The 25,633-nt window shown below is 35.7% G+C and carries 16 protein-coding genes; 14 read left to right on the plus strand and 2 right to left on the minus strand.

Annotation, left to right across the window (positions count from 1 at the left end; translation table 11 throughout):
• Positions 1 to 83: 83 nt before the first annotated feature.
• The 14 genes from FA048_RS07980 (at position 84) to FA048_RS08045 (ending at position 21,997) form a co-directional block, all read left to right on the plus strand.
• Positions 84 to 2,456: a glycoside hydrolase family 2 TIM barrel-domain containing protein gene (locus FA048_RS07980; RefSeq protein ID WP_225872513.1), complete on the plus strand. Its 2,373-nt coding sequence runs from the start codon at positions 84 to 86 to the stop codon at positions 2,454 to 2,456.
• A 93-nt stretch (positions 2,457 to 2,549) separates the two neighbouring features.
• Entirely contained in the window at positions 2,550 to 3,710 is a 1,161-nt protein-coding gene (locus FA048_RS07985; protein ID WP_136839708.1) for an ABC transporter substrate-binding protein, read from the plus strand.
• Positions 3,707 to 4,858, plus strand: a complete 1,152-nt coding sequence (locus FA048_RS07990) for a CaiB/BaiF CoA transferase family protein (RefSeq protein WP_136839709.1) — start codon at positions 3,707 to 3,709, stop codon at positions 4,856 to 4,858. Before FA048_RS07985 ends, FA048_RS07990 begins: the two co-directional genes overlap by 4 nt.
• Positions 4,859 to 4,952: 94 nt before the next feature.
• Positions 4,953 to 6,116 carry a CaiB/BaiF CoA transferase family protein gene (locus FA048_RS07995; RefSeq protein ID WP_136839710.1) on the plus strand — a complete coding sequence of 388 codons (1,164 nt, stop codon included), beginning with the start codon at positions 4,953 to 4,955 and terminating at the stop codon, positions 6,114 to 6,116.
• Positions 6,109 to 7,347, plus strand: a complete 1,239-nt coding sequence (locus FA048_RS08000; protein WP_225872514.1) for an extracellular solute-binding protein — start codon at positions 6,109 to 6,111, stop codon at positions 7,345 to 7,347. The genes FA048_RS07995 and FA048_RS08000 overlap by 8 nt, the downstream gene beginning before the upstream one ends.
• Complete coding sequence (locus FA048_RS08005; protein WP_136839711.1) at positions 7,344 to 8,423, plus strand: Gfo/Idh/MocA family protein; 1,080 nt, start codon at positions 7,344 to 7,346, stop codon at positions 8,421 to 8,423. The genes FA048_RS08000 and FA048_RS08005 overlap by 4 nt, the downstream gene beginning before the upstream one ends.
• Positions 8,424 to 8,643: 220 nt before the next feature.
• Complete coding sequence (locus tag FA048_RS08010) at positions 8,644 to 9,084, plus strand: MaoC/PaaZ C-terminal domain-containing protein (RefSeq protein WP_136839712.1); 441 nt, start codon at positions 8,644 to 8,646, stop codon at positions 9,082 to 9,084.
• A 150-nt stretch (positions 9,085 to 9,234) separates the two neighbouring features.
• A complete protein-coding gene (gene fucP / locus FA048_RS08015) occupies positions 9,235 to 10,524 on the plus strand; it encodes an L-fucose:H+ symporter permease (RefSeq protein WP_136839713.1) in 1,290 nt (429 codons plus the stop codon).
• 104 nt (positions 10,525 to 10,628) lie between these two features.
• Entirely contained in the window at positions 10,629 to 14,048 is a 3,420-nt protein-coding gene (locus FA048_RS08020; RefSeq protein WP_136839714.1) for a glycosyl hydrolase, read from the plus strand.
• A gap of 140 nt (positions 14,049 to 14,188) precedes the next feature.
• Entirely contained in the window at positions 14,189 to 16,189 is a 2,001-nt protein-coding gene (locus FA048_RS08025) for an aceric acid hydrolase (RefSeq protein ID WP_449421251.1), read from the plus strand.
• A 6-nt stretch (positions 16,190 to 16,195) separates the two neighbouring features.
• Positions 16,196 to 17,623 (plus strand): sialate O-acetylesterase, encoded by a 1,428-nt coding sequence (locus tag FA048_RS08030; RefSeq protein WP_136839715.1) that lies wholly within the window; start codon positions 16,196 to 16,198, stop codon positions 17,621 to 17,623.
• A gap of 136 nt (positions 17,624 to 17,759) precedes the next feature.
• Positions 17,760 to 20,021, plus strand: coding sequence for a DUF5703 domain-containing protein (locus tag FA048_RS08035; protein ID WP_136839716.1), 2,262 nt, complete (start codon positions 17,760 to 17,762; stop codon positions 20,019 to 20,021).
• 96 nt (positions 20,022 to 20,117) lie between these two features.
• Positions 20,118 to 20,906: an L-fucose dehydrogenase gene (locus FA048_RS08040; protein WP_136839717.1), complete on the plus strand. Its 789-nt coding sequence runs from the start codon at positions 20,118 to 20,120 to the stop codon at positions 20,904 to 20,906.
• A gap of 71 nt (positions 20,907 to 20,977) precedes the next feature.
• Positions 20,978 to 21,997 carry a zinc-binding alcohol dehydrogenase family protein gene (locus FA048_RS08045; protein ID WP_136839718.1) on the plus strand — a complete coding sequence of 340 codons (1,020 nt, stop codon included), beginning with the start codon at positions 20,978 to 20,980 and terminating at the stop codon, positions 21,995 to 21,997.
• A 272-nt stretch (positions 21,998 to 22,269) separates the two neighbouring features.
• Here the strand turns inward: FA048_RS08045 and FA048_RS08050 are convergent, their stop codons facing one another.
• Entirely contained in the window at positions 22,270 to 23,970 is a 1,701-nt protein-coding gene (locus tag FA048_RS08050; RefSeq protein ID WP_136839719.1) for a sodium:solute symporter family transporter, read from the minus strand.
• Positions 23,971 to 24,004: 34 nt separating this feature from the next.
• A complete protein-coding gene (gene araA, locus FA048_RS08055) occupies positions 24,005 to 25,495 on the minus strand; it encodes an L-arabinose isomerase (RefSeq protein ID WP_136839720.1) in 1,491 nt (496 codons plus the stop codon).
• Between the last annotated feature and the right edge of the window lie 138 nt (positions 25,496 to 25,633).

Here is a 25,633-nt window from a genome sequence, read left to right on the forward strand (position 1 = left end):
GCCTTGCTATTATTGCTCCCTTGCCTTCATTGCGAGTAGGCACGACAAAGCAATCTATCTTGCAGGAAAGATTGCTTCTCCCGTTGAAGGATCGGGATCGCAATGACGAACCTCCTCGCTCAAGAATTAGCTTTAACAAAGATTGGAAGTTCTTTTTAGGCGATGAACCAAATGCAAAAAGTACAACTTACAATGATACCAAATGGCGTAAATTAACGTTACCTCACGATTGGAGCATTGAAGGAAAATTTGATGAGAAGAACCCTGCTAAGCCAGAAGGTGGTGGTTTGCCAACTGGAATTGGATGGTATAGAAAAGATTTTATCGCCCCTGCAAATTTTAAAAATAGAATTACAACCATAGAATTTGATGGCGTTTACAAAAACTCAGAGGTTTGGTTAAATGGTCATTTTGTAGGCAAGCGCCCTTATGGCTATATTTCGTTTTCTTATGAGCTAAGCAAATACCTAAAAGCTGGTAAAAATACAATTGCTGTAAAAGTAGATAATTCTGCTCAACCAGATTCTAGATGGTATTCAGGCTCTGGAATTTATAGAAATGTATGGTTAACCTCAACTTCTAAAGTGGCAATCGCACACTGGGGAGTTAAAGTAAATCCACAGCTTTCTAAAGATGGGAGCAAGGTTTTAGTTAATGTTGGCACTATCATTTACAACAAGACGAAACAAAATCAAACTGCGGCTTTAATCAACTCAATTTATGATGAAAATGGTAAATTGATTAAAAAGAGTAATCCATATTTTTTAAAACTGGATACTACTAACCTAGATATGACCACAGATTTATCTATCAAAAATCCAATTCTTTGGTCGGTAGATAACCCTAAACAATACAAACTGGTTACTGAAATTTTACAGAATGGAAAAGTAATCGATAGCAAAACCACCTTATTCGGTATTCGTTCATTTAGTTTTGATGCAAAAAAGGGTTTTTCATTAAATGGAAAATCAATGAAAATTCAAGGTGTTTGTTTGCACCATGATTTAGGCGCTTTAGGTGCTGCTGTTAATACCAGAGGAATGGAACGCCAATTGGAAATTATGAAAGCAATGGGGGTAAATGCAATTAGGACAGCACACAATCCGCCAGCACCAGAGTTTTTAGATTTATGCGATAAAATGGGCTTTTTAGTAATGGATGAAGCTTTTGATATGTGGGTTAAAAAGAAAACTAAAAACGATTATCATTTAGATTTTCCTGCTTGGCACAGAAGAGACTTAGAAGATATGGTTAAACGTGACATTAATCACCCATCCATCATTTTATGGAGTATCGGAAATGAAATTCGTGAGCAGTTTGATAGCACAGGAATTGCCATTACAAAAGAACTGGTTACCATCGTTAAAAATTTGGATAGAACTCGTCCCGTAATCTCTGCTTTAACAGAAACAGATCCGAAGAAAAACTTCATTTATCAAGCTGATGCTTTAGATATTTATGGATTAAACTACAATCACAAAAAGTATAAAGATTTCCCTATAAACTATCCAAATGTTAAGTTTTTAGGAACAGAAACTACATCAGCCTTAGCCACAAGGGGTTATTACGATACTGCAGATAGCATTCGCCGTTGGCCAAAAGATGGAAAAACCAAATTTACAGAAGGAAATAAGGATTGGGCAGCTTCATCTTATGATAATGTTTCTGCTTATTGGGGTTCAACCCACGAAGAAACTTTAAAGGAAGCTAAAAAATATGAGCACGTTTCGGGCATTTTTGTATGGACAGGATTTGACTATTTAGGCGAACCTTTGCCTTATGCTTGGCCAGCGAGAAGTTCTTATTTCGGCATTGTAGACTTGGCGGGTTTTCCAAAAGATTCTTATTATTTATACCAAAGCGAGTGGACTAACAGGCCCGTTTTGCATTTATTACCACATTGGAACTGGAATACAGGAAAATCTGTAGAAGTATGGGCTTATTACAACAATGCAGATGAAGTTGAATTGTACCTGAATGGCAAATCATTAGGTAAAAAAAGTAAACAAGGTGATGATTTACACCTAATGTGGAATGTTCCTTTCGAAACCGGAACACTAAAAGCTATCTCTCGAAAAGGCGGAAAAGAGATTTTAGTTAAAGAAATTAAAACAGCGGGTGCTCCAGCTAAAATAGAATTAATTGCAGATAGAAAAGTCATCAAAGCTGATGGTAGGGACCTATCATTTATTACGGTTAAGGTTTTAGATAAGGATGGAAATTTAGTGCCAAATGCAGCTAATTTGGTAAATTTTAAAATAGAGGGTGAAGGATTTATAGCAGGAGTTGACAATGGTTTTCAGGCAAGTTTAGAGCCTTTTAAAGCAAATTATAGAAAAGCATATAATGGACTTTGCTTGGCTATAATTCAAGCTAAAGAAAAAGCAGGAACAATTAAATTAACAGCAACATCGAATGGATTAACAAGTTCATCGGTTTTGATAACAACTAAATAATTAGAAATTAACCACATAGAAACATAGTACATATAGAAATAGCTGCAAACAACCTATGTTTTCTATGTGCCTATGTGTTAAAAAAATTAGACAGTGAGTAAGAATATAATTTTAAAAGGAATTACTTGGAACCATAGTCGTGGCTTACTGCCAATGGTAGCAACTGCGCAGCGATTTTCTGAGCTAAATCCTAATGTTCAGATTACTTGGGAAAAGAGAAGTTTACAGCAATTTGCAGATTTTTCTATCCAAGAATTAGCAGAGCGATTTGATTTATTGGTTATTGACCATCCTTGGGCTGGTTTTGCTTCAAAAACAAAATCAATTATCCCATTGGATGAATATTTGCCAGCCGATTATTTAAAAGACCAAGAAGTAAATTCAGTTGGTGCCTCTTATGAGAGTTATAATTTTAATAACCATCAATGGGCATTGCCGATAGATGCAGCAACTCCCGTAGCGTCTAGTAGACCAGATATTTTGGCCGAAAAGGGATTGTCTTTACCCAAATCTTTTGAGGATTTATTAGCATTAGCAGATAAAGGTTTAGTTGCTTTTGCAGCCATTCCAATTGATGTTTTAATGAATTTTTATACGTTGTGTTGCTCACTAGGAGAAGATCCTTGTCAAGCAGATGATATTGTAATTTCTCCGGAAATTGGCGTTAAAGCTTTAAAAATGTACCTCCAATTGGCATTAAAAATTGATGTTGCAAATTTTAATAGAAACCCAATTCAGGTGTATGAAGCAATGACACAGAGTGATGAAATTGCATATTGTCCATTTGCTTATGGTTATTCAAATTACTCAAGAAATGGTTATGCTCGCAAGCCCTTACACTTTCACGATATGATTTCTTTAGATGGCAAAACCAATTTGAGAAGCACACTTGGTGGAACAGGTTTGGCAATTTCTTCTAAATGTGAAAACTTAGCAATCGCAGTCGAATATGCTAAATATGTAGGTTCAGAAGCTTGTCAATCAAGTTTGTATTTTGAAAGTGGCGGTCAACCAGGGCATTTGTCGGCTTGGAAAAACAAAGAAGTGAACAGACAAAGTCAGAATTATTATTTGAATACTTTACCAGCTTTACAAAGAGCATTTCTTCGCCCACGTTACCATGGCTCAATGTCTTTTCAAGACCATGCTGGTGATGTTGTAAGAAATTATTTAATGCAAGGTGGAGATGAATATCAGGTTTTAGCAGATTTAAATAAACTATATCAAGAATCTAAAACCTTAACATTAGCATGAGAAGACCGTTAGAAGGAGTTTTGGTTTTAGAGTTTTGTCAATTTTTGGCAGGGCCATCTGCTGGACTAAGGTTAGCAGATTTAGGTGCAAGGGTGATCAAAATTGAAAGACCAAAAACAGGAGATGCTTGCAGGCAATTAGCTATCAAAAATCTTTTTGTAGATAATGATAGTTTGCTTTTTCATACCATCAACAGAAATAAAGAAAGCTATGCTGCAGATTTAAAAAATGCTGATGATTTGATGCGGTTGAAGAAGTTAATTAGCAAGGCAGATATCATGATTCATAATTTTAGACCGGGAGTGATGGAGAAAATTGGTTTAGATTATACTTCAGTGCAACAAATCAACTCTAAAATTATTTATGGACTTGTAACTGGTTATGGCGAAAAAGGCCCTTGGGCAAATAAACCTGGTCAAGATTTGCTAGTACAATCTGTTTCTGGCTTAACATATTTGTCTGGCAGTGATATTGATGGACCAGTTCCATTTGGTTTATCAGTTTCTGATATCATGTGTGGCAACCATTTGGCGCAAGGTTTAATGGCGGCATTAATCAAAAGAGCCAAAACAGATAAAAGTGTTTTAGTTGAAGTTAGCTTGTTAGAATCAATTTTAGATGTTCAGTTTGAAGTACTTACTACTTATTTAAATGATGGCGGAAAATTACCAGAACGCAGTGCTGTAAAAGGAAGCGCCCACGCTTATTTAAGCGCACCTTACGGAATGTACAGAACTAAAAACGGACACATTGCATTAGCCATGGGTGATTTAAAATTGATCTGTTCAATAATAGGTTGTGATATTTCTGATTTATACATAGATGCGAATTCAGCATTTAAAAATCGTGACCAGTTGATATTAAGATTGGGAGAAACCTTTAAACATCAAAATAGAGAACATTGGCTTGGTTTATTGGAGAGTAATGGAATTTGGTGCGCTGCTGTTTTAAATTATAAAGAAGCAACAAACTTAGATGTTTACAAGAACTTGAAAATTGAACAACAATTGAATCTAGGGGAAGGCAAAAACATAAAAACAACCGCTAGCCCAATTAGATTGGATGGTATTAAGTTATATGCAGCTAAACCTGCTCCAGTTTTAGGACATCACAATGTTGAAATTAATAAAGAGTTTAAATTAAATTAGAAATCTAACCGTCACCCTGAATTTATTTCAGGGTCTGTATAGCAGGAAAGGTGCTGAAATGAATTCAGCATGACGAGTTTAAAAAAATAAAAATATGCGTCCTCTTGAAGATTATTTAGTTATAGATTTTAGTCAGTTCCTTTCTGGCCCATCTGCAAGTTTGCGTTTGGCAGATATGGGTGCTCGTGTAATTAAAATAGAGCGTTTAGGTTTGGGAGATATTTGTCGCACTTTGTACACTTCTAATTTGGTAATGAATGGTGAATCATCAGTTTTTCACGCCATCAATAGAAATAAAGAGAGTTTTGAAGTAGACTTGAAAAATGAAGAAGATTGTGATATGGTTCGTGAACTGCTAAAAAGAGCAGATGTAATGATCCATAATTTCCGCCCGGGCGTAATGGAAAGATTAGGTTTTGATTACCAGTCCGTTTCAAGCATTAATTCATCTATTATTTATGGTGAGATTTCTGGCTTTGGCAATGAAGAAAGTGAATGGCGAAATAAACCTGGTCAGGATTTGCTTTTACAGTCAATTACAGGTTTAACCTCGCTAACAGGCAATGCCGATAGTGGCCCGGTAGCAATGGGTTTATCTATTATTGATATGCTAACGGGAGCTCATCTAGCGCAAGGATTACTAGCTTGTTTATATCGCAAAGCAATTACAAATGAAGGTGGTTTGGTGCAAGTAAGTATGATGGAATCTGCTTATGATTTTCAGTTCGAGACTATTACAACTTATTTGAATGACGGCGGTGCTTTACCTGAGCGTTCAGTAAAAAACAATGCAAATGCTTATTTAGGAGCACCTTATGGAATTTATCAAACAGAAAATGGGTATTTGGCTTTGGCAATGGGTTCAATCCCTGTTTTAGGAAAGTTATTGGAATGTGAAGCGATGTTGAGTTATACGGATATTAAAGAGGCATTCGATAAACGTGATGAGATTAAAGCAATTTTAGCTAAACACTTGTTAACCGGAACAACTGAAAAATGGCTTTCTAAGTTAGAACCAGCAGATATTTGGTGTGCTGATGTTTTAAACTGGGAGCAATTAATGGCTCATGACGGATTTAAGGTTTTAGATATGGTACAAGAAGTAGAAATGATCGATGGTTATAAATACGAAACTACCCGTTGTCCTATTCGTATTGATGGAGAATTATTAACTTCATCAAAAGGTTCGCCTAAGTTGGGCCAGGATAATGAAAAAATCATTAAAGAGTTTAATCTAAAATTTATCGCAAGTGCATAATCCACAAGAAACATTTAGAATTGCGGTACGCAAATTTGCTCCATTTGAATCTGCAATGCAGAAATTTTGGGATAAATATTGCCTACAATCTGGATGTGAATTGAAATTGGATATGGTAGTGATGGATTTACACGAACTCCACGAAAGAACCTTAACTAACAACGGATTGGCTGATGGAGAATTTGATGTAGCACATATCAATACAGATTGGATTTATGAGGGTTTTGTAAACGATGCCTTTGAAGTTTTAAATGATAACATTGAAAAAAATCCGCCAGTAAACTTTCCTCATGGATGGAGCAAATCATTATTGGGTTTACAAAATTTTGATGGTAAAATTGTCGGATTGCCATTTCACGATGGTCCAGAATGTTTAATCTATAGAAAAGACCTTTTCGAAAGCCAAAAAGAACAAGCTGATTATTTAGTTCAATACGGTAAAAATTTAAGGGTGCCACAAACGTGGGAAGACTTTACGCAAATTGCGGAGTTTTTCAATCGTCCTGCGGATAATTTATATGGAAGCATTTTTGCCTGTTATCCAGATGGTCACAATACGGTTTTCGATTATTGTTTGCAATTATGGACCAGAGGAGGAAGTTTAGTCGACAAAAATGGTTTTATTGATATCAATACAAAAGCTTCTGTTGAAGGATTAAACTTTTACAGAAACATTGTGAAAGATAAAAATGCCGTTCATCCAGGTTCTGATCAATTTGATTCTGTTGCTGCTGGTTTAGCTTTTATGAACGGTGAAGCTGCGATGATGATCAACTGGTTTGGTTTTGCCGCAATGTGCGAAGTTGATGCAAATTCAAAAGTGAAAGGCAAAATTTATGTAGATGTTTTACCTTCTGCTGTCGACCAAATATCAGCATCGCTGAACGTGTATTGGCTTTATACCATTGGAAAGGGAAGTAAAAATAAAGAAGTAGCTTATGATTTTCTTCGTTTTGTAACCAATCAGGAAAACGATAAACTTTTAACTTTAGAAGGTGGAATTGGTTGTAGAATTTCTAGTTGGAATGATGCAGAGATTAATAAGATTATTCCATATTACCATAAATTAGATACTTTACACGCAGTGGCGAATATGTTGCCGCAAAAGAAAAACTGGGCGGCAATTGCATCAGTAATCGATGAGATGGTTTTATCTGCGATTAACACCATTGAGCCAACAGAGAAATTGATTGTGCTAGCTCAGCAAAAGATTAATGAATTAGAAAAATGAGTATTGATATAAAATATAAACCTGAACTTCCAGTAACTGAGCAACCTATAATTATTATTGGTGCTGGTGGAATTGTGACAGATGCACATTTGCCAGCCTATAAAATAGCAGGTTTCAAAGTTCACGGCATTGTTAACAGAACAAAAGAAAGAGCAGAAAAAGTAGCTGCTCAATTCAATATCCCCAACGTTTATAATTCTGTTGCCGAAGCGGCACAACTAGCTCCTGCAAATGTGGTTTATGATTTAACCATAATGCCAGAGCAATATTTGGAGACATTAAAACAACTACCAGATGGAAGTGCGGTTTTAATTCAGAAGCCGATGGGTGATGATTTTAACCAGGCAAAAGAGATTTTAACGTTATGTAGAGAGAAAAATTTTAAGGCAGCAATCAACTTTCAATTGCGTTATGCACCATTTGTAAGTACAGCAAAATACCTAATAGATGCTGGTTTAATTGGCGAGTTATACGACATGGAAGTTCGTGTAACGATTAAAACACCATGGGAGATTTTTCCTCACGTAATCATACATCCTAGACTAGAAATTCAATACCACAGTATTCATTATATCGATTTAATTCGTTCGTTTTTGGGTAATCCAGAAAGCGTATTGGCGAAGACATTAAAACATCCAGCCAAGAATTTATCATCATCGCGTAGTACAATACTATTCGATTATGGAGATACTTTACACGCAGTAATTAATACCAATCACGATCATGATTTCGGTGCAAAACACCAAGAAAGTTATATCAAATGGGAGGGGACAAAAGGAGCAATTGTAGCTAAAATAGGTTTATTGATGGATTATCCTCACGGAGTACCTGATGTTTTTGAGTATTGTATTATAGAAGAAGGTAAATCGCCCGAATGGCAAACTGTAAAATTGGAAGGTTCTTGGTTTCCAGAAGCATTTATTGGCACAATGTCTAATTTAATGAGATATAACGAAGGTTCAGATAAAATATTAAATACCAGTGTAGAAGATGTAATTAATACAATGGCAGTGGTAGAAAGTGCTTATCAGTCCAGTGATAATGGCGGAGTAAAAGTGAGTGAACAATTAAAATAATAAATAAGCGTCATTGCGAACTGAAGCAAAGGCAAAGCGTGGGAGTGAAGCAATCTATCTTACAGGAAAGATTGCTTCGCCCGATGAAAAATCGGACTCGCAATGACGACAATTAAAATAGATGAATAATAATCAAAAAATGTCATCCTGAGCTTGTCGAAGGAATTTTTTGAACAAGAGTCTTCGACAGGCTCAGACTGACAAATAAAAAAAAGAAACAATGTATTTCAAATCAACATTTTTTGAAGATTACCTTTTAAACGACAAACGTATAACCTTGGGTCGTACCATTACAGAAACTGATTTTGTGGTTCACGCCGGTCATACAGGTGATTTTTTTCCTCATCATATGGATGCAGAATGGTGCGCAACACAACCATTTAAGCAACGTATAGCTCACGGAACAATGATTTTTAGCATAGGAATTGGCTTAACAGCATCAGAGATTAATCCTGAAGCAATGTCTAAAGGTTATGATAAATTGCGTTTTGTAAAACCTGTTTTTATTGGCGATACCATTCATTCTGAAGTAACAATCTCAGACAAAGCTGAAGCTAAAAAACCAGAATACGGAACAGTAACAGAACATGTAGAAATTATCAACCAACACGGAGAAGTCGTTTTAGTATGCGACCATCTTTTAGTAGTTAAGAAAAAATAGTTCATTTGTTCACTAGTTCATTTAGGATATGCCAAACTTAATGAACCAATGATACAGCTGAACTAATATGACACCAATGAACTAATACACTATAAATTATAACCAAACTTTAAGTCCCTTAGGGGGTTTAGGGGTAATTAAAACCAAAATATGAACCATAGTAATCAAACCGAAGTTGTTGTAGAAGAAGGAACTTCAAGCAAGAAATTTCTAGTTCCTTTCATTTTTGTTGTCAGTCTATTTTTCCTTTGGGGGATGGCTCACAATTTAGATTCTAGTTTAATTCCCCATCTAAAAAAAGCTTGTAATCTTAACTTTATTGAATCAATGTTTATTGATTTTTCAATCTTCTTTGCTTATTTCATAATGGCAATACCTGCTGGAATGATTTTAAAGAAATGGGGGTATAAAAAAAGTATGATTGCAGGTTTGGTAGCCTTTGCAGTTGGGGCCTTTCTTTTTGTTCCAGCAGCTAATTCCTTATCTTATATTACATTCTTAACTGCATTATTCATTATTGGATGTGGTTTGACAATTTTAGAGACTACAGCAAATCCTTATGCAGCTGTGTTGGGAGATCCCAAAAAAGCTACATTCAGACTTAATCTTGCAGCTTCATTTAATGGTTTGGCAGCAGCAGTTGCCGCTTACATCGGCACTCGTTTTATATTATCTGATAAATCATTTACAACCGAAGAACTTAATGCGATGCCAAAATCAGAAAGTTTAGCCTACTTTTTAGAAGAAGCTGCATCTGTTAAATTGCCCTATATAATTTTAGGTAGCGTATTGATCATTATTGCAATTATTTTTTGTTTTATCCATTTTCCTGAAATTAAAACCAAAAGTATTGATGGAGAAGCAAAAGGAAGTTTTTTAGGTGCTTTGAGACATAAACATCTAAAGTGGGCAGTAGTTGCTCAGTTTTTTTATGTTGGTGCACAGGTATGTGTAACTAGTTCTTTTATTTTTGCAATGCAACAAGGTGCTGGATTTGATAAAGAGACAGCAGGCAATTATCTAATTGCTTATGGAGTATTATTTACAGTAGGTCGTTTTGTAGGAACAGCCTTATTAAGATTTATTTCACCTAATAAATTACTTTCTACCTATTCTTTAATTGCCATTATACTTTGTTTAATTGCAGTTTTCGGTAAGGGCGATATAATGGCTTATGCGCTTGGTGGATTAGGTTTTTTTATGTCAATTATGTTTCCAACCATATTTGGTCTTGGTATTGATGGCATTGGTGACGATACTAAACCTGGCTCTTCTTGGTTAATTATGTCTATTGTAGGTGGTGCTGTTGTTCCTCTCGCTATGGGTGCTCTAATGGATAGTAATAAAGAAAATGTGCAGATTGGTTATAGCATTCCCTTAGTTTGCTTTTTGGTCATCCTATATTTCGGTCTAAAAGGTTATAAAATTGCCCATAAATAATAAAAAAATAACCCCAAAGAAACGAAGAACGCAAAGAGGGAAATCAAAATAGCTTTGCGTTCTCTGCGCTCTTTGCGGTTAAATAAATTAATAAAATGAAACCAATGTTTAGTAAAATCTTCTTGTTCTTTCTGCTTTGTGCTTTTAGCTTTCAGCTTAATGCGCAACAAAACGAGAATGCTAAGCCTTGGGTTTTCTGGTATTGGGTACAATCAGGTATTTCTAAAAAAGGTATTACAGCAGATTTAGAAGCAATGAAAGCCAATGGAATTGGTGGTGCATATCTAATGACCATAAAAGGTAGTAAATCTTCAAACCCATCATTATATGAAAAACCGGTAGAGCAATTGACGCCCGAATGGTGGGAGATGGTAAAGTTTGCAATGGATGAGGCCAAACGATTGGATTTGAAATTAGGGATGCATGTTAGTGATGGTTTTGCCCTTGCTGGCGGGCCTTGGATTACTCCAGAATTGTCCATGCAAAAGGTAGTTTCATCAAAGATAACTATCAATAATTCAAATACTAAGATTAAGTTACCTCAACCAGAAACAAAGGATGATTATTATAAAGATATTGCAGTTTATGCTTATCCATCACCGATAGGAACAGATCAATCTACTCAAACCATTATCCCTAAAATTACAGCAAGTAATGGAGCAGATGCAAGTGGATTAATCAGACCAGGTAACAAACAAAACTTTGGCTCAAGTGAACCGCTTTATATCCAGTATGAATTTGAAAAGCCTTTTACTTGTCGCACAGTTAAGATTAAAGTAAGTGGCAATAACTACCAAGCACAGCGATTAAAAATAGAAGTAAGTAATGATGGTAAAACCTTCCGTTCTATTGGCAGGTTAGAACCACCAAGACATGGTTGGCAAGATACAGATGAAGATGTAACACATTCAATTGTTCCAACTACAGCTAAGTTTTTCCGTTTTGTTTACGATAAAACCGGTTCTGAACCTGGTTCAGAAGATCTAGATGCCGCAAAATGGAAACCATCCTTAAAATTAGTAAACCTTGAATTGTTCGCTGAAGCACAAATTAATCAGTTTGAAGGTAAAAATGGCTCAATTTGGCGCATCAGTAAAAGAACTACAAATGAGCAATTACCAAGCAATTTATGTGTACCATTAAATAAAATGATTAACCTAACTGGAAAATTAAAAGCAGATGGCAGTTTAGATTGGAAAGCTCCAAAAGGTAATTGGACAATCTTAAGAATTGGGCATACCTCAACCGGGCAAACAAATGCCACTGGTGGTGCTGGAGCAGGGCTAGAGTGTGATAAATTTAATCCGACAGCAGTTAAGCTACAATTTAATAAATGGTACGGAGAAGCCTTAAAACATGGTGGACCAGAAATAGCTTCAAAAGTTTTAAGCATTTTCCACGTAGATAGCTGGGAATGTGGGAGTCAGAATTGGTCTAGTAATTTTAAAGCAGAGTTTTTAAAACGCAGAGGATATGATTTAACCCCATATCTTCCAATTATGACTGGATTGCCAGTGCAAAGCGCATCAGTTTCTGAAAGCTTTTTATATGATGTGAGAAAGACTATTTCAGAATTGGTTGTCGACCAGTTTTACAAAACCTTAGCGGCTTTAGCCAAAGAAAAAGGAGTAACGTTTACCGCAGAAAGCATTGCGCCAACAATGATGAGTGATGGTTTATTGCATTATAAAACCGTAGATGTACCAATGGGCGAATTTTGGTTAAACAGTCCAACTCACGATAAGCCAAATGACATGTTAGATGCCATTTCTGGTGCTCATATCTATGGGAAGAACATTATTCAAGCAGAAGCTTTTACAACGGTTAGAATGGACTGGAATGAAAGTCCGATGAATATGAAAACTTTGCAAGACAGAAACTATGCTTTGGGCATCAACAAGTTGTCTTATCACGTTTTTACACATAATCCTTGGATGGATAGAAAGCCAGGAATGACTTTAGATGGTGTTGGTTTATACTTTCAACGTGACCAAACTTGGTGGAAAGCTGGAAAAACTTGGATAGATTATGCAACAAGAACGCAAGAATTATTGCAACAAGGTAAACCAGTAGTTGATATAGCTGTTTTTACAGGAGAAGAATTGCCTCGACGTTCGGTTCTACCAGATAGGTTAGTTTCAACTTTACCAGGTCTTTTTGGTAAAGAGGTAGTAGAAGCTGAACGCAAAAGATTAGCTAATGTAGGCGAACCTTTAAGGTCAATTCCATCCGGTGTTTCACATTCAGCAAATATGGCCGACCCAGAGAATTGGGTAAACCCATTGAGAGGTTATGCTTACGATAGTTTTAATCCAGATGTTTTAAGTACTGCAACAGTTAAAAATAAAGAAGTTGTTTTTGCAAGTGGTGCATCATATAAGGTTTTGGTTATTCCTGGAGATATGAAAATGAACCCAAATTACCAATACATGAGCTATGCAACTGTTAAGAAATTGGGTGAATTGGTAAAAGCAGGGGCTACTGTTATTGTTGGAGAAAAGCCTTTATATCAAATTGGACTCCAAAAAGTTAGTGATGTTGAGTTTAATGGTTTAGTTAATCAAATTTGGGATGATAATCTTAAGAGCAATTTCATTAAAAAAATTGGGCTTGGAATGATTGCGAAGGCCCCATATTATAGTGAAAACCTCAATAAGTTAGGTTTAGGAAAAGATTTAGATGTTAGAGAAAAAATTGAAGAAACGGATACCCCAATGCCTTCAGCAAAAAATATAGCATATACACATAGACAAGAAAATGAGAAGGAAATCTACTTTATATCAAATCAGGAAAATAAAAAAAGAGAACTTTATTTAACCTTAAGAAATGGTAAAAAATCAGTTCAAATATACGATGCTGTAAGCAACACTTATTCCAGAGCACACAGAGTTAACAATTACTTTTCAGGAACAAGCTTGAGTTTAAATCTGTATCCAAATCAATCTGTTTTTATCATATTAGATACACCTGAAGTTTATTCTTTTTACTCAGAAAGTGCGGAAAAACAATTGAAAGCTGCAAAAGGAGAAATAACTATAAATACTGGTATAGATATCTCTAAATCTTGGCAGGTCACGTTCAATCCATCTTATGGTGGTCCATCTTCTCCTGTTGAATTTAAAACTTTAACCGATTGGACATTAAATGCAGATAGCGCTATAAAGTATTACTCTGGCACAGCAACCTATACCAAAACATTCAACTTTGAAAGTAAAAACAAAGATAAAGTTTGGATAGATTTAGGCGCTTTCTCAAGCATCGCTGAAGTGAAAATAAATGGAATTGATTGCGGTACTTTATGGACAGCACCTTTCGAATTAGAAATAAGCAAAGCTTTAAAACAAGGCGAAAACCAGATAGAAATACAGATCATAAATACTTGGGCTAATCGTTTAATTGGAGATAGCAAATTACCTGTTGATAAACGAATTACAATTACTACTGCACCTTTTCGTTTAGGTGGAAAACCATTAAATCCCGCTGGTTTATTCGGGCCAGTTACCCTTAAAATTGAAGAGAAATAATGATGAAAAAACTAAATATAAATTACGAGCTTTCAGTCTTTCGGACTTTCGGACTTCTTTATTTTTACCGCAAAGACACAAAGACCGCAAAGGTTTGTTATTCGATTTTTCGTCTTCCCGACTTTCGGACTTTCGGACTAATCGCTTTATTCTCTCTAGCTTTAAACTCCTCGAAAGCGCAACAAAACGCCTTAACCAACAATAGCAATAGTCCATACGCTAAATTAAAAAGTCTAGATATGAAGGATGTAACCTGGACACAAGGTTTTTGGGCCGACCGCTTTAAAGTAGCTACCGAAACAATGGTGCCAAATATGTGGACAATTTACAACGACTCTAAGACAAGTCATGCCTTTAAAAACTTTGAAATTGCTGCTGGATTAGACACAGGAAGCCACAAAGGACCTTCTTTTCATGATGGAGATTATTACAAAACCTTAGAAGCGATGGCAAGTTTGTATGCTTCTACAGGCAATCCGAAATTGAATGAAATGATGGACAAAGCAATTACAGTTATTGCTAAATCACAGCGTGAAGATGGTTATATCTACACCAAAGCAATGATAGAGCAACGTAAAACAGGTTCAAAAAATCAATTTCAAGATAGGTTAAGTTTCGAAGCCTACAATATCGGGCATTTAATGACGGCTGCTTGTGTACACTATCGTGCTACTGGAAAAACAACCTTACTAAACGTAGCAAAAAAAGCAACTGAATATTTATACAATTTCTATAAAACCGCATCGCCAACATTAGCCAGAAATGCAATTTGTCCATCTCATTATATGGGCACAATAGAAATGTATCGCACCACAAAAGAACCTAGATATTTAGAACTAGCAAAACATCTCATCGCTATTAAAGGCAAAATAGAAGATGGAACAGACGATAACCAAGATAGAATTCCGTTTCTTCAACAGAAAAAAGCTACTGGTCACGCTGTTAGAGCAAGTTATCTGTATGCTGGCGTAGCGGATTTATATTCAGAAACCGGAAACGATAGTTTAATAAAGTCTTTAAACTTGATGTGGAATGATGTAAATAGCCACAAAATGTATGTTACTGGCGGATTAGGCTCTTTATATGATGGTACATCGCCCGACGGTACTTCTTATAACCCAACTGAAGTACAAAAAATTCATCAGGCCTTTGGTAGAGATTATCAGTTACCAAACTTTACTGCTCACAATGAAACATGTGCAAATATTGGCAATGTGCTTTGGAACTGGAGAATGTTGCAATTAACCGGTGATGCAAAATATGCTGATGTAATGGAATTGGCATTGCATAACAGCGTTTTATCTGGCATCAGCCTTAATGGCAAAAACTTTTTATACACCAACCCTTTGGCACAAAGCGATAATTTACCCTTCAAACAACGTTGGAGCAAAGATCGTGTGCCTTATATTGGCTTATCCAATTGTTGTCCACCGAATGTGGTGCGTACCATTGCCGAGGTAAGTAATTATGCTTATAGTATATCTGATAAAGGCATTTGGTTTAATTTATATGGTGGCAATAAGGTAAATACTAAATTGGCTGATGGATCTAAAATTAACCTCACAGAAGTAACCAATTATCCTTGGGATGGAAATATTAAGGTTACAGTAAATGAAACGAGTGAGAAAGCTTATTCGATGTTTTTTAGAATTCCAGGTTGGGCTTTAGAGGCCGAAATAAGTATCAACGGCAAATTGCAACTTCTTCAACTTCCTCCAGGTAGATACGCAGAGCTGAATAGAACTTGGAAAGTTGGCGATGTAATTGAATTAGTCTTACCCATGAAGGCCCAATTGATTGAGGCAAATCCACTAGTAGAAGAGAACAGAAACCAAGTAGCGGTAAAACATGGGCCAATTGTTTACTGTCTGGAATCGAATGATTTTCAAGGTAAAAGCATTTTTAATGCTATAATTCCTTCTTCTATTGTTTTGAAAGCAATGCCAATTACAATTGATGGCACACAAATGATGAGTTTAGAAGGTACAGCGAAATTAAGCGCAAAAACAGACTGGGCAAATACACTTTATCATCCAATTTCAAGAACTAACGAAACCACACCAATCAAATTAGTTCCGTATTTTGCCTGGGGAAATAGAGGTCACTCAGAAATGTCGGTTTGGTTACCATTAAGTAGATAATTTAATATGATGAATAATTTAAAAACATTTTTAGCAATACTAGCCTGCTTTGTTGGCTTTGGTGCAAATGCAACAGTTAAACCTGCATCAATTTTTACTGATCATATGGTTTTACAGCAACAAAGTAATGTTGCAATATGGGGTTGGGCAAAACCAGCAAGTAGTGTTAAAATCATTACTTCTTGGAATAAAAAACTGTATACAGTGTCTGCTGATGCCTCAGGAAAATTCAAAATCAAAGTATCAACCCCTAAAGCTGGTGGACCATTTGAAATTAGCCTAAATGATGGCGAATTATTGGTTTTAAGAGATATTTTAATAGGGGAGGTCTGGTTCTGCGGTGGTCAATCTAATATGGAAATGCCAATGAAAGGTTTCAAAAGTCAACCAATTTTAGGTTCAAACGAGACTATTCTGAAATCTAAAAACCAGAATATTAGACTGTATACCGTACCACGTTCTTCAATTACAACTAGACAAGAAAATAGTAAACCATCAGATTGGAAAATAGCAGGCCCAGAAGCAGTTTCAAACTTCAGTGCTACCGCTTATTACTTTGGGTCACTATTAAACGAGATGCTAAACGTACCTATCGGCTTAATTAATGATAGCTATGGCGGCTCTACTATAGAAGCCTGGATGTCATCCGATGATTTAAAAGCTTTCCCAGAGGTTAAAATCCCAATACCAACAGATACGATTAAGGAAGCGAGTAGAACGCCCACAACTTTATACAACGGAATGCTCCATCCTGTAATTGGTTATGGTATTAAAGGTGCAATATGGTACCAAGGAGAGTCTAATGTAGGAAATCCAGATAGATATGAGGATTTATTTCCAGCAATGGTAAACAATTGGAGAAAAGCCTGGGGTAATGGCGAATTTCCTTTCTTCTACGCACAAATAGCTCCTTTTAAATACATTCCAATTATCAATAATCCTAAGTCAAATTCTGCTTTTTTAAGAGATGCACAAAGAAAATCGTTAGCTAAAATTGCCAATAGCGGCATGGCTGTTTTAATGGATATAGGCGAAGATAAAAATATCCATCCGGCACATAAAAAAGAGGGTGGAGAAAGATTGGCTTATTTAGCTTTGGCCCAAACTTATGGCTTAAAAGGTTTTGGTTTTGCAAGTCCTAATTACGAATCTGTAACAATAGATAAAGATAAAGCAGTGCTGAAGTTTCAAAATGTCCAAAACGGCTTAACTTCCTTTGGCAAAGAACTAACTTTATTTGAAATAGCTGGAGCCGATAAGAAGTTTTATCCTGCTACGGCTAAAATTACAGGAAGTAGTGTTGCAGTTACTTCTACAGATGTAAAAGCTCCTGTTGCTGTTCGTTATGCTTTTAAAGACTTCGTAATTGGAGATTTGTTTGGTAATGATGGGTTACCAGTTTCATCGTTTAGAACTGATAATTGGGATTATTAAAATGAGATTAGCCACAAAGCCACAAAGAACACTAATTTGGAAATTTAAGAACTTATATGTTCTTAAATGCCTTATATGGTTTATAACCCAGGCACTAAAATCTTTCTTTGCGCCCTTTGCTTCTTTGCGGTTAAAAATGCTCTCTGTGCTCTTCATTTCTCTATGGTTAAATAATAATGCTGGTGCACAACAAACAGAACTTTTAAATAACAATGTAGTTTGGATCAGCCAAAGCAAAAACTCATCAGAATCTATGCCTGTTGGTGGTGGTGATATTGGTGTAAATGTTTGGGTAGAAAAAGGAGAAGTTTATCTTTATCTCTCACGTAGTGGAACATTTGATGAGAACAATACCTTATTAAAATTAGGAAGGGTAAAATTGAAGTTAAATCCCAATCCATTCGAAGGAAAGAATTTTAAACAAGAGCTGATTTTAAAAGATGGATATGTTCAAATCATTGGTGTTAATGGTAAGCTTAATGCTCAAGTAAATATTTGGGTAGACGTTTTTAAACCTATTGTAAATCTTGAAGTTAAATCAAATCATAAAGTAGTTGTTGAAGCTAGTTATGAAAGTTGGCGTTTTGAAGATAGAATAACTAAAGGCAAAGAAAATAACCAGAATTCTTATAAATGGGCTCCTCAAGGAGTTGTTAAAACTCTTAAAGATGAGATTGGTTTCAACGGCAATAAAATTGAATTTTCTCACCAAAACAAAGATGAAACCGTTTTCGATGTAGTAGTTAAACAACAAGGTTTAGAAAACTATAAATCCACTTTGTTTAACCCCTTAAAAAACTTAAAGTTTGGCGGAGTAATGCACGGAGAGCAGATGGTTGCAGCAGGAAATTATACAGGTCAATATTTAAATACACCATTTAAAGGCTGGACAATCAAAAGTGTCAAACCTTCCAAATCAAATCAGATAGCTATTCTATTAAAGAGCAGCCAAGATAACAGCCTAACTGAAAATCAAAAATACAATGCAACCAAGTCATTTGCCGAAACTAAAAAATGGTGGAATAATTATTGGAATAAAAGTTTCATTCATATAAATTCATTAGATACACTAGCAAATCAGGTTGGTAAAAACTACCAATTGTTTAGATACATGCTAGGAGCAAATGCTTATGGTTTATCACCAACCAAATTTAATGGTGGACTGTTTACTTTCGATCCGCAATTAACTGATACCTCCTTAAAATACACACCTGATTTTAGAAACTGGGGTGGCGGAACACATGCTGCACAAAATCAACGTTTGGTTTATTGGCCAATGCTCAAAAGTGGGGATTTTGAATCGATGAAGCCACAATTCGATTTTTACCTGAATATTTTAAAAAATGCCGAAATAAGAACAGAGGCCGCTTGGGGACATAAAGGGGCGAGTTTTACAGAGCAAATAGAAAATTTTGGTTTACCAAATCCTGCAGAATATGGATGGAAACGCCCAGCAGATTTTAACAAGGGAATGGAATACAATGCCTGGTTAGAATATGAATGGGATACGGTGCTGGAGTTTTGTACGATGATTTTGGAGACAGAACGTTATAATGGAGAGAACATTGAAAAATATATACCATTGATAGAAAGTAGCTTAACTTTTTTCAGAGAACATTATACCTATTTAGCTAAACAAAGAGGGACAAAAGCCCTAGATGCAAACGGTCATTTGGTTTTATATCCAGGTTCTGCCGCAGAAACCTATAAGATGGCCTATAATGCCACTTCAACCATTGCTGGCTTAAAAACTGTATTGCAAAGATTGTTAGTATTAAAATCAGCCTCTGAACAACAAAGGAAGAATTGGCAAGCAATGTTAAATACCATTCCTCCAATTAGTTTCCGTGAGTTTAACGGGAAACCAACCATTTCTCCGGCTAAAGTTTGGGAAAGGATAAACAATACCGAAAGTCCACAATTGTACCCTGTCTTTCCTTGGGGAATTTATGGAGTTGGCAAACCTGGATTAGACACAGCAATTAACACTTATCAGTTAGATGCTGATGTTTTGAAATTCAGAAGTCACATTGGGTGGAAACAAGACAATATTTTTGCAGCTAGATTAGGTTTAACAGAAGATGCAGCAAGATTAACCACTTTAAAATTAAGAGATTCTGGTAGAAGGTTTCCAGCTTTTTGGGGGCCAGGATACGATTGGACACCAGACCATAATTGGGGCGGGTCTGGAATGATTGGCTTACAGGAAATGTTAATGCAATGTGATGGGAATAAAATTTTACTATTTCCTGCTTGGCCAAAAGCCTGGGATGTACATTTTAAACTTCATGCACCTTATCAAACAACGGTTGAGGGAGTTTTGAAAGATGGAAAAGTAGAAAGCTTGAAAGTTATACCAGAATCCAGAAGAACTGACATTATTAATATGCTTAAATAATAATAAACCACAGATGAAAAGGATAAACACAGATGCTGAATAACAAAAATCTGTGTCTATCTGTGAAATCTGTGGTTAAAACATAAAAAACTAAAAATGAATTTAAACTTAAAAGATAAAGTAATCATCATTACTGGTGCCGCCAAAGGCATTGGTAAAGCAATGGCAGAGTTATTTGCTAAGGAAGATGCAATTGCTGTGGTTGTTGGTCGTAAAGAAGCCGATAATTTAAAAGTTACAGATGCAATTAACACCAGTGGAGGCAAAGCTTTCCAGTTTGTAGCAGAGCTAGCAAAACCAGAAGATTGCGAAGCAGTAATTAAAGCGATTGTAGCGCAGTTCGGAAAAATTGATGGTCTTGTAAATAATGCAGGGGTTAATGACGGTGTAGGGCTTGAAAATGGGAATTATGAAGACTTTATGTCGTCATTGCATAAAAATGTTGTTCATTATTACTTAATGGCACACTATGCTTTACCAGAATTAATTAAATCTAAAGGCGCTATTGTTAACATCACTTCTAAAACTGGAGAAACTGGACAAGGAAATACTTCTGCTTATGCTGCAGCAAATGGGGGTAGAAATGCATTAACTAGAGAGTGGGCAGTAGAATTATTAAAATACGGAATTCGTGTAAATGCAATTATGGTTGCCGAATGTTGGACACCAGCTTATGAAACTTGGATAGATACTTTACCAAATGCCCAAGAAAAACTAAATGAAATTACGGCAAAAATTCCATTTGAAAATAGAATGACAACTGCAGAAGAAATAGCTAATATGGCTGCGTTTTTAATGTCTGATAAATCAAGTCATACCACTGGACAAATTATTCATGTGGATGGTGGTTATGTGCATTTAGATAGAGCACTGGCGAACGCATAATTAGTTTTCAGTTTGCAATTTTCAGTCTTCCCAACAATAAAGCAATTCAACAATATAAACAATCAATACCAATGAAAACCCTAACCTGCACAACTCCCGGAAACTTCGAATACTCAACAACTGAAAAACCTCAACTACAAAAAGGTCAAGCTATTATTAAAATTAAGCGCATTGGTATCTGTGGTACAGATTTACATGCATTTGAAGGTACACAGCCATTTTTCAATTACCCTAGGGTTTTAGGTCACGAGCTTTCTGGCGAATTAGTGGCAATAGATGGTAATGACAATTTTAAAGTTGGTGAGAAAGTAACTTTTATTCCATACTTTAATTGTGGTGAGTGTATTGCTTGCAGAATGAACAAACCAAACTGCTGTGTTAAAATGCAAGTTTGTGGTGTACACATCGATGGGGGAATGCGTGAATACCTTTCGGTACCGGCTAGCACCTTATTGCATGGCGAAAACTTAAGTTATGATGAACTAGCTTTAGTAGAACCTTTAGCCATTGGAGCACATGGTGTTCGTAGAGCAGAAGTTCAAGAAGGCGAATTCGTTTTGGTTATAGGTGCCGGACCAATTGGTTTAGGTACAATGGAATTTGCCAGAATAGCAGGAGCGAAGGTGATTGCTTTGGATATAAACAATAATAGATTAGCATTTTGCAAGGATAAATTAAAGGTTGATTATGTTATTAATGCTTTAGATACAGATGTAGTCGAACAGCTTGCTGAAATTACAAATGGCGATATGCCAACAGTTGTTATAGATGCCACAGGAAATCAAAAAGCAATTAATAATGCCATAAACTATATGGCACATGGTGCTAGGTTTGTTTTAATCGGGTTACAAAAGGGTGATTTAATTTTCAATCATCCAGAATTCCACAAGCGCGAATCTACTTTGATGAGTAGCAGAAATGCAACCATTCAAGATTTTGAACATGTAATTAAATCTATGAAAGCCGGTTTGGTTAATCCTACAAATTACATTACACACCAAGTTCAATTTGAAGAGGTAAAAGATGAGTTTACAAGTTGGCTAGACCCTAAAAATGGTGTAATTAAAGCAATGGTAAAAATGGAAGATTAAGACGTGTGTTAGTCGAGATTTGTTATCTCGATTAATATAGGTGAGGATTATAAATCCTTAATTAGAAAGGTCTGGATTGCAAATCCAGACCAACTTACTTCAGCAGCTACAAATTAAATCTTGTTAGTCGAGATTTGCAATCTCGACTTAAATAGCTTAGGATTTCAAATCCTCAAATTAGAAAATCTGGATCGCAAATCCAGACCAACTTAGTTTCAACAAAAAAGGCGATAACCACTAAGATTATCGCCTTTAACATGATTAGAACTTTTTTACCAGAACCTAACGTAGATTAAGGTTATTACTAGAAGGGTAATTACAATTAAAGCCATTGTAGAAGCTGGCACTTTAAACATCGATTTATCGATTTCAAAAGCTTTTGGATTAACTTTTGGTCCAGCTAAACTCATTACCACCATAACCAGCATGGTAAAACCGAAAGATAAGCCCATACAAATTAAGAATGGAATTTCGTAAACACCATCTTTATTGATGAAAGCTGTATACAGAAATGTTTCATGACCGAACCAGCTAGGAGCATAATTGTTAAATACAACAGACAAGATAAAACCAGTTAATAAACCTGCTATTGCAGCTGCTCCAGTAGTTCTTTTCCAGAACATACCTAAAATAAACATTGCAAATACTCCTGGACTAATGAAACCAGTATATTTTTGAATGAATGTAAAACCACCTTCACCACCAATACCCAGTAAATCTTTCCATGTTAAAGCAATTGAAATAATAATCGCCACAAGGATTGCTATTCTACCAACAACAACTAATTTTTTATCATCAGCAGTTTTGTTGATGTATTTTTTATAGATATCAAGTGTAAAAATAGTTGAAATACTATTCGCCTTACCAGCTAAAGATGCTACGATTGCAGCAGTTAGGGCAGCTAGTGAAAGTCCTTTTAAACCAGTTGGTAAAAATGTTAAGATTGCTGAATAGGCATTATCTGCAACTAATTTACCATTTGGTGCCATTTCAGCTTGTAGTGCACCGTTTTTATGCAATACATAAGCTGCAATACCTGGTAACATTACAATAATCGGCATACCTAATTTCAAGAAACCAGCGAATAAGATCCCTGTTCTTGCAGTTTTTAAATCAGCACCCAAAGCTCTTTGTGTAATGTATTGATTACAGCCCCAATAGTTTAAGTTCACAATCCACTGACCTGCAAAATACATTGCGATACCAGGTAAGGCTAAGTATTTGTTTACATATTCTTGAGATGAATTTGCATCAGGTTTAGCTAAGATCATTTTAAAGTGATCTGGTGAGTCTTTCATTAACATTTTAAAACCAGCAATTGCATCTTTACCCATTCCAAAATGATCACTCACCATTGTTAGCGCAATATAAGTTGTTGCTAAACCGCCAATAATAAGTACCACTACCTGAATTACATCTGTATAGCCAATTACCTTCATGCCACCAAGTGTAATAATTAAGGCAAAAACCGCTAGACCTAACATTACAATACCAAAGTAATCTGGATTAACCATGCTACTAATAGCAATAGCACCTAAATATAAAATGGAAGTAAGATTTACGAAAATGTATAAGAATAACCAGAAAATAGCCATAATTAAACTTACGGTCTCATTATATCGAGTCTGCAAGAATTGAGGCATGGTAAAAATCTTATTCTTTAAGTAAATTGGTATAAACCACACGGCTACAATAATTAAAGCAATTGCAGCAAGCCATTCATAAGCTGCAACAGCAATACCTACGGTAAAGCCTTGGCCGCTCATTCCAATAAATTGCTCTGCAGAAATATTTGATGCAATTAAAGATGCACCAATAGCCCACCAGGTTAGCGATCCTTCTGCTAAAAAGAAATCGTGACTACCAGATACTGATTTGTTCTTTTTACGACTGTAGATCCAGTAGCCGTATCCAGAAATTAAGATAAAATAGAAGATAAATACTCCATAATCTATCGCAGAAAAACTGTTCATAAATTTGTGTTTATTTGGTTAGGGTTTAATTATTTTATTTGTAAAAAACTTCATTCCAATGAAGCTCGTTTCTAAATTGGTTCAATTTAGTATCTGCTCCAATGTTAATGTATTCTAGTCCAGCAATATTAGCAAAATCTAGCAAATGTGCAGTAGTTAAATTTTGACTATAAACAGTATGGTGCGCACCACCAGCATAAATCCAGGCCGCACACCCTGTTTTCATATCTGGCAGTGGCTTCCATAATACCCTTGCGACTGGCAAATTCGGTAATTCATTTTCAACTTCAACTGCTTGTACTTCATTAATTAATAGACGGAAACGATTACCCATATCAATTAAAGATGCATTTAAAGCATTTCCACCAGCTACATTAAATACCAAACGAGCCGGATCTTCTTTACCACCAATTCCTAATGGGTGAACTTCTAGGTTAGCCTTTCCTTTAGCCAACGAAGCATCAATTTCTAGCATATGCGAACCTAATACCATCGAATTTTGAGGGTCGAAATGATAGGTATAATCTTCCATAAAAGCATTTCCACCAGGTAAGCCAGCACCCATTACTTTACAAGCCCGTACTAGCGCTGCAGTTTTCCAATCACCTTCACCAGCAAAACCGTAGCCATCTGCCATTAAACGTTGAGCAGCAATACCTGGTAATTGGATCATTCCATGTAAATCTTCAAAAGTATCAGAGAAACCTTTAAAGTTTCCATCAACTAGAAATTTCCTTAAGCCAATTTCAATTTTAGCTGCTTCATATACAGAAGAATGTTTTGCACCACCAGTTTTTAGCTCATCAGCCATGTAGTAGCTTGCTTCATACTCAGCAACTAACTTTTTTACATCCTCATCAGGTGTACTGTTAATGATTGCAACTAAATCACCAATTCCGTAAGTATTTACAGAGAAACCAAATTTCATTTCAGCTTCTACTTTATCACCATCAGTAACGGCAACATAGCGCATGTTGTCTCCAAAACGAGCAAATTTTGCACCTTGCCAATCGTTCCATCCAGCAGCAGCTCGGCACCAAGTATCAACTTGTTTTGCAACTTCTTCATCTTGCCAATGGCCAACAACAACTTTTCTATCTTTACGCATACGCGAAACCATGAAACCAAACTCTCTATCACCATGTGCACTTTGGTTTAAGTTCATGAAATCCATATCAATCGTATCCCAAGGAATGTCACGATTAAACTGTGTATGCAAATGTAATAGTGGTTTTTGAAGAATGTTTAATCCTCTAATCCACATCTTAGCAGGAGAGAAGGTATGCATCCAAGTAATTACCCCAATACAGTTTTCATCTATATTTGCTTGTTGTAAAGTTTCAAAAATCTCATCTGGAGTTTTTACTATGGGTTTGTAAACAACAGAAACAGAAATATTAGAATTATTATTTAATGAATTTGCAACTTGTTGAGCATGTTCTGCTACTTGTTTTAGTGTTTCTTCTCCGTATAAATGTTGGGTTCCGGTAATGAACCAAACTTGAAATTTCTTTAAATCAATCATTATATTTTTTATTGGTTATTTGTTTTTTCGCTTCGCGGATGATTACACTGATTATATGATTACACAGATTATTGCTGCGTTAGTCTTTCTGCTTTAGTCTTTCAGCTTTTTTATCCTTACTCTTTGTTCTTTTATCTT

Origin of the sequence: Pedobacter polaris, assembly GCF_005116505.1 — a bacterium.
Taxonomy (GTDB): domain Bacteria; phylum Bacteroidota; class Bacteroidia; order Sphingobacteriales; family Sphingobacteriaceae; genus Pedobacter; species Pedobacter polaris.